Annotated in this window: 13 protein-coding genes; 9 read left to right on the forward strand and 4 right to left on the reverse strand. The window is 67.0% G+C overall.

From position 1 onward, the window contains the following. Nucleotides 1–2: 2 nt before the first annotated feature. The 4 genes from OHB41_RS38135 to OHB41_RS38150 all read right to left on the reverse strand — a co-directional run bounded on the left by OHB41_RS38135 (nt 3) and on the right by OHB41_RS38150 (nt 3,197). Nucleotides 3–221: a hypothetical protein gene (locus OHB41_RS38135; RefSeq protein ID WP_266703869.1), complete on the reverse strand. Its 219-nt coding sequence runs from the start codon at nt 219–221 to the stop codon at nt 3–5. A gap of 808 nt (nt 222–1,029) precedes the next feature. Then, the gene (locus OHB41_RS38140; protein WP_266703871.1) at nt 1,030–1,209 is read right to left on the reverse strand and encodes a hypothetical protein; all 180 of its coding nucleotides are present in this window, start codon (nt 1,207–1,209) and stop codon (nt 1,030–1,032) included. A 24-nt stretch (nt 1,210–1,233) separates the two neighbouring features. Next, complete coding sequence (locus OHB41_RS38145) at nt 1,234–2,028, reverse strand: hypothetical protein (protein ID WP_266703873.1); 795 nt, start codon at nt 2,026–2,028, stop codon at nt 1,234–1,236. Beyond that, nucleotides 2,025–3,197 (reverse strand): hypothetical protein, encoded by a 1,173-nt coding sequence (locus OHB41_RS38150; RefSeq protein WP_266703875.1) that lies wholly within the window; start codon nt 3,195–3,197, stop codon nt 2,025–2,027. Before OHB41_RS38150 ends, OHB41_RS38145 begins: the two co-directional genes overlap by 4 nt. Before the next feature lie 446 nt (nt 3,198–3,643). Here OHB41_RS38150 and OHB41_RS38155 point away from each other — a divergent pair, with 446 nt between their 5' ends. From OHB41_RS38155 to OHB41_RS38195, 9 genes are all read left to right on the forward strand, one after another. Further along, nucleotides 3,644–3,967, forward strand: coding sequence for a DUF8827 family protein (locus tag OHB41_RS38155; RefSeq protein ID WP_266703877.1), 324 nt, complete (start codon nt 3,644–3,646; stop codon nt 3,965–3,967). Further along, on the forward strand, nt 3,967–4,770 hold the full coding sequence (locus tag OHB41_RS38160; protein WP_266703879.1) for a DUF8175 domain-containg protein: 804 nt from the start codon (nt 3,967–3,969) through the stop codon (nt 4,768–4,770). The genes OHB41_RS38155 and OHB41_RS38160 overlap by 1 nt, the downstream gene beginning before the upstream one ends. Before the next feature lie 64 nt (nt 4,771–4,834). Continuing rightward, nucleotides 4,835–6,304, forward strand: coding sequence for a hypothetical protein (locus OHB41_RS38165; protein ID WP_266703881.1), 1,470 nt, complete (start codon nt 4,835–4,837; stop codon nt 6,302–6,304). 31 nt (nt 6,305–6,335) lie between these two features. Then, a complete protein-coding gene (locus OHB41_RS38170; protein WP_266703883.1) occupies nt 6,336–7,835 on the forward strand; it encodes an SCO6880 family protein in 1,500 nt (499 codons plus the stop codon). A gap of 2 nt (nt 7,836–7,837) precedes the next feature. Beyond that, complete coding sequence (locus OHB41_RS38175) at nt 7,838–9,217, forward strand: putative type IV secretion/conjugal transfer ATPase (protein ID WP_266703885.1); 1,380 nt, start codon at nt 7,838–7,840, stop codon at nt 9,215–9,217. Then, nucleotides 9,214–11,034, forward strand: a complete 1,821-nt coding sequence (locus OHB41_RS38180; RefSeq protein ID WP_266703887.1) for a type IV secretory system conjugative DNA transfer family protein — start codon at nt 9,214–9,216, stop codon at nt 11,032–11,034. The genes OHB41_RS38175 and OHB41_RS38180 overlap by 4 nt, the downstream gene beginning before the upstream one ends. Beyond that, nucleotides 11,027–11,632, forward strand: coding sequence for a hypothetical protein (locus tag OHB41_RS38185; RefSeq protein ID WP_266703889.1), 606 nt, complete (start codon nt 11,027–11,029; stop codon nt 11,630–11,632). The genes OHB41_RS38180 and OHB41_RS38185 overlap by 8 nt, the downstream gene beginning before the upstream one ends. A gap of 29 nt (nt 11,633–11,661) precedes the next feature. Further along, a complete protein-coding gene (locus OHB41_RS38190) occupies nt 11,662–11,991 on the forward strand; it encodes a hypothetical protein (protein ID WP_266703891.1) in 330 nt (109 codons plus the stop codon). A 274-nt stretch (nt 11,992–12,265) separates the two neighbouring features. After that, nucleotides 12,266–12,538, forward strand: coding sequence for a hypothetical protein (locus OHB41_RS38195; RefSeq protein ID WP_266703893.1), 273 nt, complete (start codon nt 12,266–12,268; stop codon nt 12,536–12,538). The last annotated feature ends 37 nt before the right edge of the window (nt 12,539–12,575 follow it).

Raw genomic sequence — 12,575 nt, forward strand, 5'->3', positions numbered from 1 at the left:
GGTTACGCAAGCAGAGTGGCGGTGAAGCGGGACAGGTGCCGGGGGTCGGACTGTTCACCGTAGGCCCTGCTGGTGACGAGGAAATCCCCCTCGACTGCTACTTCAGTTTCGATGGGCACGCCAGCGTGCACGAGCGCGTTGCGTACGCGCCGGACCTCCAGCCGACGGTGGGACGTGGTGTGCCCCTCGACGCACACGAAGGTGACCGCGGGGCCGTCCACGCGCAGGGACCCACCCTCACAGTTAGCGCATGTGTCGCACTTGACCGGTTGGATGGCGTCAGTGGAGACGAGCTGGACGTAGCGGCCAACCGAGATGGTCAGCGCGGGGAGCGCAGGAATCGGTACCTGCGTTTGCCGGATGAGGGTCGCGGCGGCCAGGGCGGCGGCGCGGCTGCTGCCGCATGAGGAGTAGCCGGAGCCGGACACAGCCGTAGAGTGACGCAGTGGTGGAGACGAGCAAGCTGCAGCCACCTCTCCGACGCGATGATCAGTGCGGCGCTGCGGCTGTCCGGCAGGGATCCGACCGACTCGACCGAATCCACTTCACACGCCGGGAGAGCGACATCAGTATTCGGGCGGTTCCGGAATCTTCCAGCATGATGGGTTCCAGTCGTCCGGCAAACCCCACTCCCGTCGAAGCTCCGCTCTTCGCTCCGGGAACAGGTCGAACCACCACCGCATTGGCCCTTCACCGGTGGCGTCGGCCACTGGGCGCTTTCGACCGCGCTTACGTGAAGGTCATAATCGCGCTCCCCATGCAGCGTCTCCGGCACCTGACGGAACTGTGCCATTGCTGAGTACGGCGTCAGATGAATCCTCACCACACCGTCGGCTCCACGGACAGTGTGGGTGTCAACTTGCGCTGCGTACCGCCGCCCGTACGGCGAGAGAACGGGCGGCCATGCCGATGCTCGCATCACCATGCGGCCAGCATGCCACCCCTCGATCCGATCAGACGCTCGGCCATCCAGTACATCAGCCGAGCGCGTGCCTGCTTGTCCCAGGCAGGGGTACGGCGGGTGGGTCGTCAGTAACCGCTCCGCCGACCGCGTCGCCAAGCCCAGAGCGCGCCGATGGCGGCTATGCCAAGGGCCTGAAAAGCAACGCCGGGGGCGTCGGCGGCCTTCGATGCGGCGAGGATTCCGGAAACGACGAGGACGTACGGCAGGAAGAAGAGGACGGCGCGGCCGTTGCGGATGGGGTTCATGGATCAAGTATCCCTTTATGTCCGTTAGTTGGCCAGGGCGATTCTCTGCGTCCGCCAGTTGATGGTTCGCACGGCCCTTTCGCTGTCCGGGAACGAGACATCCCGGAGAAACGTGACGATGTACGGGGCTGACTCCTTGGCCTCGACTGGTTGAAGTCGTCGCCAACAGCCGAGTGCGTTGCCGACGGCACGAAGGGTGGTGCTGTGCTGGGGCCCGAGGTGGAGGTGCCATGCCCGAGCCATGAAGACCCAACTCTGAAGGCCGTAGAGGAAGTCCTGGTCGAGCCAGGCAATGTCACCGCGTACGAGGCCGACCGCCAGGGTGTAGAGGTGGCTCGGTCCGAACTCGGCGGACAGCTCAGTGAGCAGTTGGTCGGCGTCGCGGGCCGCTTCGGTGAAGAGGTTCTGGTTGGCGGTAGCGCAGACGGCAACGAGCCGGCCGCGGTAGGGCTCGGGGAGCGGCTCGTACGGCCGGTCGGGCGGCACAGGGTCCAGGGGCTGTGGGTGCGGCATCGACAGAGGTGTCAGCGAGGCGGCTGCCTGGGGCAAGTGCGGTGTGGCAGGGGCCTGAGCCACGCCGTCCAAGGGGTTGCTCGTGCCGTCGGTGTTGACCTGGATCGTGGTCGTGTATTGAGCTTGCTCGTCCTGGATCACAGCGCGGATCGGCATCTCCAGTGCGGCAGCCTCTAGTTGGAGGTGCGCCAGGACCGCTTCATTGAGCGTGACGCCTGGCGGCGGCGTGAAAAATTCCTCGTCAATGAAACAGATCCCGTCGGGTGTGATCCGAATCTGCACCGTGTCTGGAGATATGTCGCTCACTGCAGCACCTGCTTGCCGGGGAGGAGGGGGATGGTGCTGATGCCGCCGGCGCTCGGGAAACTCGGCTCGGCCCATCCGCGATACCGCAGGCGCCAGGCGCCGTCGGTGAGTTCTTTCCGCGAGACGATGGCGATCTTGCCTTGGAGTGGGTAGTCGTCCCCTACGTCGTTGCTGGCCACCTGATCGTTGCCCAGGTACAGGGCGACGTGTCCGGCCGAGCTGCCTGTGTCATAGAACAGCAGTGCTCCCGCGGGCGGTGACACGTCGCCCGGGTGCGCGAGTCCGGCGTCTACGAGGCGGTTCCAGTGAAGGTTGGCCGTTGCTGATCCGGATGAGCCCCAACCGTACGCTTGGGCTACGAAGTTGTCGCACATCCGGTACCAGCCCGACTTGCCCGCTTCATTCCGGGCACTTGTGATGGCCTGGGCCGCAGTGCGCGGGTTCTTGACGTTGAACCTTGTCGTAGGGTCTTTGCCGCCCGAGGCGGCCGGGTCGTTGCAGCCCGTGCTGATCGAGGTTACGGCGTGGGTTCCCCAGGTCTTGGCGACGAGCGAGCCGGCTGCGGACTCCCACTTGGCGTACTCATTGCGGTACTTCTCGGCGGGGCGCTGGATCGTGGCGGCGACCTTGGTGAGGGCCTTCTGCTGCCAGTTGTCGACTTTGACAAGCCGGTCGTAGAACTTCCCGGATGCGTAAACCGGGTCGGTGAGTTCGCTGACCGTGCCCCAGCCCTGTGAGGGCCTCTGCTGGAAGAGCCCCACACTGTCCGCATGGCCGTGGTGCAGGTTGTTGAGGGTGCTTTCCTGCATGGCGACCGCCACGGCGATGACCGCGGCGCGAGGTGAAAGGCTCCTGGTCCGGGCGACGTTGGTGATGGTGGCCGCGTTGCGCACCTGTCGAGCAGTCCAGTTGGCGCTGCTCTGGGCACCTTCCGGATGCAGCGGAACTGTCACCTGGGTGCTGCCTGCTTCCTCCTGCTCGCCGTCGAACTTTGGTTTCTTGCCACCCGCACCGGCACCGCTTTCCCCGTCCCCGGTCGGCTGAAGGCCGCTCTGGCAGGTGTTGGCGTTGGCCTGGGTCGTGGCACCGCTGACCGCGAGGACACAGAGCGAGAGCACCGAGACGCCTGCTGCGGTGACGCCGATGGCGGCCTTGCCGAGCCCGTTCATCCCCACCTCAACTATAAACATGTGTTGATGAAAGAAGGTCAGTGAACCTCACTCGCGGCGGAACGGCTACCGGCTTCAGCGGCTTCTGCCTGTCGTGGGACTTCGTCCGCGTCGGGGGATCACGTCGGCGAAGCGCCACTGGCCGCGCGACTGCCGAGAAGGGAAGCGTGCTATCTAGCCCCCCAAGCGCGCAGCGTAGGCGGGGGAGAAGGCTCGCTGAGCTGCACATATGTGATCTGCTGCAACTTCAAGGCGTCTTCCGGTGGGCTGCGTCTCCTTGGTCGGCCACCCGGGAGGGCTGTGCTCGCGGCGGTTGCCTGTGGGGTGATGTGGACTGGTCTTTCAAGTCGTAAACACTTGTTGTCAAGTTTGTGTGTATGTACCTTTCACCGTCATGGCCCGGTTAGGGGTCGACCTCCGTGACGAGGGTGGAAGGGAGTCGGGGGATGCCCGTTTCACAACACCTGGTGGATCTTGCGGCGAGTGGTGACATCGGCACCCTCGTGAACGGGCTGTCTCCGGATTGGGGCCCGTTCGGGAAGCTGGGGACAACGGGGCGGACGGTGATCCAGGCCCTCATGGCAGGCGTCGTTCTCGTCCTGGTGGGGCGCGCGATCCTCGGCGCCGTGCATCTGAAGGTCGGTGAGGGGCAGCACGACGTCGCCCAGGTCAGCAAGGGCAAGAAGGAGATCGCCGGCAGTCTCGTCGGGGCCTTCGTCGTCGCTTCGATAGGAACGATCTTCACGATCGTTTACGGGATGGGCATCTGATGGCCCGCCAGAACACCCGTGGCAGGGGCACCCGAGTCCTCATCGACGAGACGCCGACCGAAGTGCAGGGCGGCAAGCCCTGGTGGCGGGGGATGGCCATCACCGGAGTGGTATTCCTCGTGCTGGTCATTCTCGCGGTGTTCATGAGCCTCTCCGGGGGTGGTGGTGGCACTGGGGTCGGCGGCTCGTCCGACGGCCAGAGCCAGACCCCACCGGCGGAGAAGAACACCACGGGAGGGGACACCAAGAGCACCGCGAAGAAGCTGGTCAACGGTGTCCCGGTCGGCTACACCCACAACCAGGCCGGCGTGGTTCAGGCCGCGGTGAACTACCAGGTGGCGCGTTCATCGGCCGCTTACTTCACCGATGAGAAGGCCCGGCACGCGACGCTCACCGCGATGATGACCAGCCAGGCGCTGGAGCGGCAGATCCAGAACGACGACACCGGCATGCAGCAGGTCCTCACCTCGCTGGGCATCACCGCCGGGAGCGCGGACGAGCTGGTCGCGCGCGGTGCGGCGATGGGTACTCGGGTCACCACGTACACCGATCAGGTGGCCACCGTCGAGGTGTGGATGGCCGGACTCGTCGGCGTCACGGACAAGAACGCCCCGATGCCGGTATCCGCGTCGTGGACCACCTACACGCTGACCCTGCAGTGGCAGTCCGACGATTGGAAGCTGAACGCGATCACTTCCGTCAACGGCCCGACCCCTCTGGATACAGGCAGCGACAGCCCCACCAGCGTGGATGAGTTCCGCACGGCAGATCGGGAGTTCAATGCGCCCCCGTATGTCGGCTGAAACTCAGTATCGGGTACGGACCCGCCTTGTCTGGATAACCGGCCTGACCGCCACGCTCTCCATCATGCTCGCCCCGGGCCAGGCCCAGGCGAACGATTTCTCCGACTGGTCCTGCAAGAACATTCCGTTCGCCGACAAGGTCTGCAACGTCGTCGAGAAGACGAACCAAGCCATCGACTTCGCAAGCGATCCCCTGGGGTACATCGCCCAGTTCTTCAACAACGCCGTGACCAGCATCTTCACCCAGATGATGAAGGCACTCGCCTCGACTACGCGCATCGACTGGCAGGACCCGGGATTCCTTCGGACCTACACCATGGCCTTTGCCGCCTCCACGGTGCTGACGGTCATCCTGTGGCTGATCGCCGTCGCTAAACGGGCGATCCAGGGGGTGCAGCCGCTCCAGGCGCTGGGCGAGTCCATCGGCTTTCTGCTGATGTCGGTCTTGGTCTCCGCCTTCGCACCGCTGGCGGTCGCCTACACCGTGCGGCTCTTCGACGAGGCCGCAGAAGCCATGTTCAAACCGGTGGCCGGAGACGCCGCCGACATGGTGCTCACCGTCACGACGTCGATGCTCGCGCTGATGCAGATCCCCGGCGGCGCCATCATCGTCATCTTCTTCAGCCTGGCACTGCTGGCGGCGGTGGCCGGCGTATGGCTGGAGCTCATTGTCCGCAACGCCTTGATCCTGTCCGGACTCGTCTTCGGACCGACCGTGTTCAGCGGCCTGGTGGACCGCGACCTGTGGGGACACACCAAGCGCTGGTGCGGCGTCATGGCCGCGATCATCGCCTCGAAGTACGTGACGTTCACGGTCATCGCTCTCGCCACCGGAACGCTCGCTTCAGACAGTCCCAACAAGAGCCTGGCCCAGTCCTTCGCGACCGTCTTCACCGCCCTGGCGCTGCTGTTCCTCGCCTTCTACATGCCCTTCCAGCTCTCGAAGTTCCTTCCGGCGTTCGGCGACGAGGTGCGCGACATGTACGCCGCCCGCGACGACCTCAAGGGCCGGGCGAAGAACGCTGGCGACCAGGTGGGCGACTCCTACAAAGAGCTCAAGTCGCGTATGGGCGGTGGCGACGGCGGTGGATCCGGTGACGACGGCGATGAGGGAGAGGCCGACGCCGCGGACGGCGAGGCCCTGAGCGGGGACGGCGCGACCGAGGCCGGAGCGGCTGAAGGAGCGGCTGCCACGACCGGTGTCGGGGCGGCGGCCGTGGCCGCGAAGAAGGGGGTCGACAAGACCAAGGACGAGGCCGAAGCCGCCGTTGAACGCGGAGTCGACGGGGCAACCGCCGGTCTCGACTCCGGCGGTTCGTCTGCGGCCTCGACTGCGGGCGGCGATTCCGACGGCGGCGGTGGTCACGCCTCCGGCGGGGACGCGCCGTCTGCCGGAAGCGCTCCTGACTCCGCTGTCCCGGACAGCGCGGCGGCGGGCGGGGAGCCGGTGGATCCGGCGGGCCCGCAGTCCTGGCCGCCACCTGAGCCCCCGGAGGAGCCGGAACCCCCCTCGCCGGACGAGGAGATGCGCTGATGCCCGTCCCGACGCACGTCCAGGAGTAGTTGTGGCTCGCACCTTCACCTACCCGCGGCCGAGGCCGCGCGGCCTGCTCGGCCGCAAGCTCGAAGCCGATGAGCAGCTCGTCTTGGGAGCCGGCTTCGTCGGCGGACTCATCGCTGCCTGGATCCTCGGCGGCATCCTGCTGAAGGTCATCGGCTTCGTGCTGATCGCGGGCGCCTGTGCCTGGGCCACTCTGGCGCCGTACCGGGGGCGCACCTACGTCCGCTGGTTCGAGATCAACCGGACCTACAAGAAGTTGCTGCGGGACGGCTCGCTGCTCTACAGGTCCAGGGCGCCGTACGCCGGCCGATACGCCGACGGCCGCCGCGTCCCGATCGGCGTCCCGGTCGGCGTCCCGCAGAACATGCAGTGGATCACCGCCCGTACCGCGTTCGGTGAGATCGCGATCGTGCTGCAGCCGGACGAGCTGATGTTCACCGCTGTGGTCGAGGTGGAAGGCCAGCGCGACTTCGGCAGCCTCGACACCGCGGACAAGGAGGCCCTGATCCGGGCCTACGAGCACCTGCTGAAGACAACGGCCGACAGCGGCGGGCGGATCCGCCGCCTCCAGTGGGTCAGCAGGGTCATCCCCACCGACCCCAACGCCCATGCCCGGGACGCCGCCGAACGGCGTGACACGAACAGCGCGACGTGGCTGCAGCAGTCGTATGACGACCTGATCCGGCGCGTCGCGGTCACCGCAGAAGACCGTCGGCTGCTGCTCGTGGTGGGCATCCCCTACACCGCTGACCTGGTCGCCGAGGCCCGCCGCTACAACACCCTCCACGAGGGCTACGCGATCACGCTCGGGCAGGAGATCGAGAGCTTCATCCGGACGCTGGGACGCGGACAACTTCGCCACGTCCGCAATCTCGACGAAGCCGGGCTGGCCTCCTACCTGCACCACGCCTACGACCCCAGCCACTGGATCGACGACACCGCCGGCATGGACCGGATCACCTGCTGGCCCGCCGTCCTCGACGCCCGTAACAAGAAGTACATGGCCTCCCGCAGCTGGGAGGCCACCGAGGACAACTGGTACTCGATGACCGCCTGGGTGAAGGAACTTCCCGTTCTCCCGGTCGGCATCAACTTCCTCGCGCCGATCCTGCTCTACCTCCAGGACATCATCCTGTCGGTGTCCGTGGTCATGGACCTCGTCAGCACGGACCAGGCGATCACCGAAGCCATGGCGGACGCGACGAACGAGCTGGGCCAGGCGGACAAGAAGGCCGGACGCATCGAGGACCCGCGGGAGCAGAAGGCCCAGAGTGCCTCGATACGCACCATGCGGGACATCGCCGACGGTGCGGCGGGTACGCGGCTCGCCGCCTGGATCACCGTCACCTCGCCCACGCTGGACGCCCTGCGCCGTGACGCCGATACGGTCCGCGCCGGCGCCACCCGCGCCGGACTGCGGCTGGAGTGGTGCGACACCGAGCACCACCGGGCCTTCGCCAACACCCTGCCCTTCACCGCCGGACTGCTGAAGGAAGGGCGGTAGCGATGCTGGAGATGCTGCGGCGCCAGACACAGACCCGGCGACGGGCCGTCCGCTCGACCACCAGCCACGCCTGTGGCCTCTACCCGGCGGTCGGCGCGGCCAGCATGGACCCCCGCGGTGTGATCATCGGCCGAGAGGCCTACAGCGGCAAGGCCTACATCTACGACCCCTTCATTCTGTACAACCCGCAGGCGCGGGTGCGGCTCGCCAGCGGGCACGCGTTGATCCTGGGCAAGTCCGGCTATGGCAAGTCCGCGCTGGAGAAGACCTACGTGTTGCGGCAACTGCGTTTCCGTGACAGGAGCTTCGCGATTCTGGACGCGCAAGGCGAGGACGGCGCCGGCGAATGGGACGGTATCGCGCGGCAGTTGGGCATCACGCCGATCCGGCTCGTCTACGGGGCGGGCGACGGCGGCGAGGGAGTGCGGATCAACCCGCTCGACGGCCGCATTCCTGCCGAGCACCAGTTCAAGGTGCTCGTGTCCATGATGGAGATCCTCACCGGCACCCTCACCTCGCAGACCAAGTTCGCCCTGGCCGAGGCTCACAAGACGGCCATCGCCGCCGCCCGCGAGCAGCAGCGCGTGGCGATCCTCTCCGATGTCCTGGACGGGCTGACCGCTCCGCAGCCGACTCTTCTCGGGCAACAGCCGGTCACACCGGAGGAGTTGGTGGAGTGGGGTCAGCCGGCGGCGCTGGCCCTGGACTCGCTGTGCAACCCCAGCCGTGACTTGGCGGGCATGTTTGACGGGCCGACGACCGAAGGCATCGACCTCGATGCCCGGTTGATCATCTTCGATCTGACGAAGCTGCCGCGCGAGGGCGAGGCCATGCCGCTGCTGATGGCGGTCATCGGGCCCTGGCTGCGGTTCGGATGGATCAAGCCGAATGACCGGATCAAGAGGACTTTGATCGTCGAGGAGGCCTGGCACATCCTCTCCCACCGCCCTGTCGCGCGGTTGTTCGAGGAGCTGGTCAGGTACGGCAGGCGCCTGGGGTTGTCCTTCTGGGCGGTCCTGCACCACCTCGGGGATCTGCTCCTGGAGCAGGCCCCGGAGGCGGCGGCCATCCTGAAGTTGACGGCGACCAGGGTCGTGTATCACATGGACCGGGACGAGGCCGAGACCACCGCCAACTACCTGGGGCTTCCCGACTGGGCGCGCAAGGCGCTGGCGGACGGTTCCAACGTGTGCGCGCCAGGGCGGGCCATCTGGCAGGTGGGTTCGCGGATCAACCTGGTGGAACATATCCGGACCCCGCTGGAGATCCGGCTGACGGACACCAACCGCAGGATGTCTGAGCGGCAGCGAGAGCCCGGGGACCGCCAGGGCGCGCAGGTGTCGGCTCCGATGATTCGCCTCCACAAGGGGGCGGCGGCATGATGCCGAAAGCAGCTACCCCGAAGACCGCGGCTCGCCTGCGCCTCGGTCGCGATGCCGTGTGGATCCTCCCGTTGGTCGCGGCGTTCGTGCTCACCGCGCTGCTGTGGTTGACCGCGATCCTGTCCGGTCTCCTGGCACACGGACGGCCAGCGGCCGTCAGCTGGGACTCCGCGGGCCATGCGGTCGTTGCTGTCTTTCGTCACCCCGGCGATCCTGCAGCCGCCTGGCCGCCGAGTGCGGGCGTAGCCGGCCCGCTCGTGTTCTGGCCCGCCTTCCTCCTGCTGCTCGCCGCGGCGACCTGGGGGATGTGGAAGACGTACTGGTGGTGGAAGCACCGGGGCGTTGACGGCGCCGACGGGATGGCGACCCGGGCTCAGCTGGAGAAGGCCATGGGCGAGCAACAGGCCCTGTCCCGTGCCGGATCGCTGCGTCCCACACTCGCCGAGCAGAACCCAAAAGCCATCACCATCCGCGACGTCGCCGTCTACATCGGCAGCGCAGACCCCTCGGAAATCCATCTCTGGATCACGATCGAGGAATCGATGATCCTGGTCGCCCCGCCGCGAGAGGGAAAGACCTCCCAGATCATCCTTCCCGAGATCCTCGAATTCCGTGGAACGGTCCTCGCCACCAGCAGCAAGACAGACGTCCTCTACAACACCGCACTTCTGCGGCAGGAACACGGCCCTGTCTGGGTTCTGGACCCGACAGGACTGTCCGGCTGGCCGAATCAGCTGCGCTGGCCGCTGACCGCAGGCTGTGAGGAATACCAGGTCGCGCGCAAGCGTGCCGAGACCCTCGCAGCGACCACGAAAAGCGAAGAAGGGACAAAGAATGGCGGTTATTTCGCGCTCAACGCGAAAACCCTTATTACCTGCTGGCTGCATGCCGCAGCCCTCCATAACCGGCCCGTCCTCGACGTGCTGGCCTGGGCGACGGACCCCGACAACCGCGAGGCCGTCGACCTTCTGGCCGCGAAGGGCAAGCATCTGCTCGCCGCCGCGCTCGCCGGCCAGCACGCTGCGGCCGAGGAGGAACGATCCGCCACCTGGAGGACCGCGGAGCAGTCATTCATCGCGCTCTATGACGAGAAGGTCGCCGAGATCTTCGCCCCCCAGGGGGACGTGGAAGTTTTCGACATCGAAACCTATCTCCGGCAGTCCGGAACGCTGTTCCTGATCGGCGAGGACGAAGAGGGCTCCTCCCTGGCACCACTGAATGCCGCTTTCGCTAAAGCGATGTTCGACACCGCCAAGAGGGTTGCGGCCCGCAGCCCCAACGGGCGTCTTCCGATTCCGCTGGGCTGTTTCCTGGACGAGCTGGCCAACGTGGCGCCACTGCCGGAAATTCCGAGCCTGATGAGTGTCAGCGGATCGCAGAACATTTTCATCATGGCGGTTCTTCAGGGCTATGCTCAAGCGGAGGAGCGCTGGGGTGCCCTGGGCGTGCGGAAGATGTTCGCCAGCGGCACGGTGAAGGTCTTCCTGGGCGGTATCAGCGACCCCGAAGAGTTGAAATCCTACAGCTCTCTCGCGGGTGAATTCGATGAGGACGTGGAGACCGTTTCCGATGACGGGGACCGGGTCTCGGTGTCCACGTCGGTGCGCCGCCGTGCGGTGGTGGAGCCTGCCGCGATCCGGATGATCCCGGAGCGCGGCGGGATGGTGTTCCACCGCCGCACCCCCGCCACGCTCGTCACCTTCATCCGTGCCCACGAAGGGCCGCGGGCGGTGGAGATCAAGGAAGCCACCCGCAGGGCGCACGAGATGGTCGCCGACCGCGTCCGGCTGGAGAAGGCGGGCGGCGGCCATGGCTAGCGGCTTCGATGACATCTTCGCCGAACTCACCAACATCAACGCCGAGCAGGTGCTTCTCAGCGAGCGCGTCAAGCTGCTGGAGGAGCAGCTGGAGGCCGGAGGATCCGGCAGCGGGGATGCCGACGGCGAGCAGGAACGCCCGGTCGGTGCCCCGGTGCGGTGGCACGAACTCGAAGCCGAGGAACGCGCCGTGCTCTGGGCTGAGTTCGTCCGCTGGGTGATCTGGGTCGCCGACCGGTACGAGATGACCACGGATCAGCTTCCCAGACAGTGCTGGTGGAAGCACGGCGCGGTTGTCGAGGAACTCACGGCGCTGTGGACCTCCCACGAGTCGGCCTACGCCGACGGGGAGGACGGGGGATCGGCGCCGTACCTGTGGCAAGACGCCCTCGCCCGGGCCGTGGAGCGGATGGGCCGGTTCTGGCTCGGCGCGTGCCGAAACGGCCAGCACCGGGCCCGCCACCGCGATGCCCCCTGGGGCGGAGACGCGGACTACCTCGCCCTGCTCCTGGCCGCCGAAGGCCCCGAGCCCGACGGCGAAGCCGCAGGCCCGGGCGACGACGACCCGCCCGATCCGGACGAGGACGGCAGCGGATGACGACACGAGCCGGGAGTCGGGAGCCAGACATGATCATGAACAGGTACGGGCGCGCCGCCTGGGCCCACTGGCGTGAGCATCTGCCCGGCCGGTACGGGATGCTGCCGGACCCGCTGGCGTATTTCACCCGACTCGGAGAGAAGGCCGAGCGGCAGGCCGGGGAACTGACGGACGCGATGGTCCTCGCGGGCACGCCCGCCGGCGGTGAGACCAGTGAACAGCGCTCCCGACGGCTCCTTGCGGTCCAGGACGAGGCCGAACAGGTCGTGCTTCGCGAGCTGATCCGCCCATCCGCTGCTCCTTCTCCGGACGACGCCGCCTCCGCCCGAGATCTCACCGTGCCGTCATCCCCTAACTGACCCAGCCCACCCGCAGCCCATTGGGGCCCCGATGCACACAACCGCCCTTTTCGACGTTGGGAGCAGGCGTTGAGTACACCGCAGCAGCCCGCCGACGACAATTCGATCAACGACAGCGGCTTCCTGCCCGGCCTGGACTTCGGTGACCAGGATCCTCCGGCGCGGGAAGGGGCTGCGGCACGCCCGGACGGCCCGGCGGCGGGAGAGGATGAGACGGGGCACCCGGTCCCGCCCACCAGGTCCAACAGTGCCGAGCAGGCAGGGGAGTTCGACGATGAACCGGTACGGCGCACAGGCGATGACGCACTGGGAGGAGCACAAACCCCAGGCGTTCGGGGAGCTGAAGAACCCGGAGGAGTTCTTCGCGGAACTCGGGGAGGAGATCTCGACGGAGATCGAGACCCGGGCCCGGGACCTGGCGGGCCAGGAGCCGGACGGGGAGGGATACCTGCAGCGCCTGCAGCGGCTGAACACCTCCCGTTTGACGGCGGAGGGCGAAGTGCTGAGGGAGAGGGTGCTCCTGGACGTGGAGCCGGACCAGGAGTAGCACGGCCCGGGGCCCGTACGGAGCGGGAGCGGGTCGC

Source organism: Streptomyces sp. NBC_01571, assembly GCF_026339875.1.
Taxonomy (GTDB): domain Bacteria; phylum Actinomycetota; class Actinomycetes; order Streptomycetales; family Streptomycetaceae; genus Streptomyces.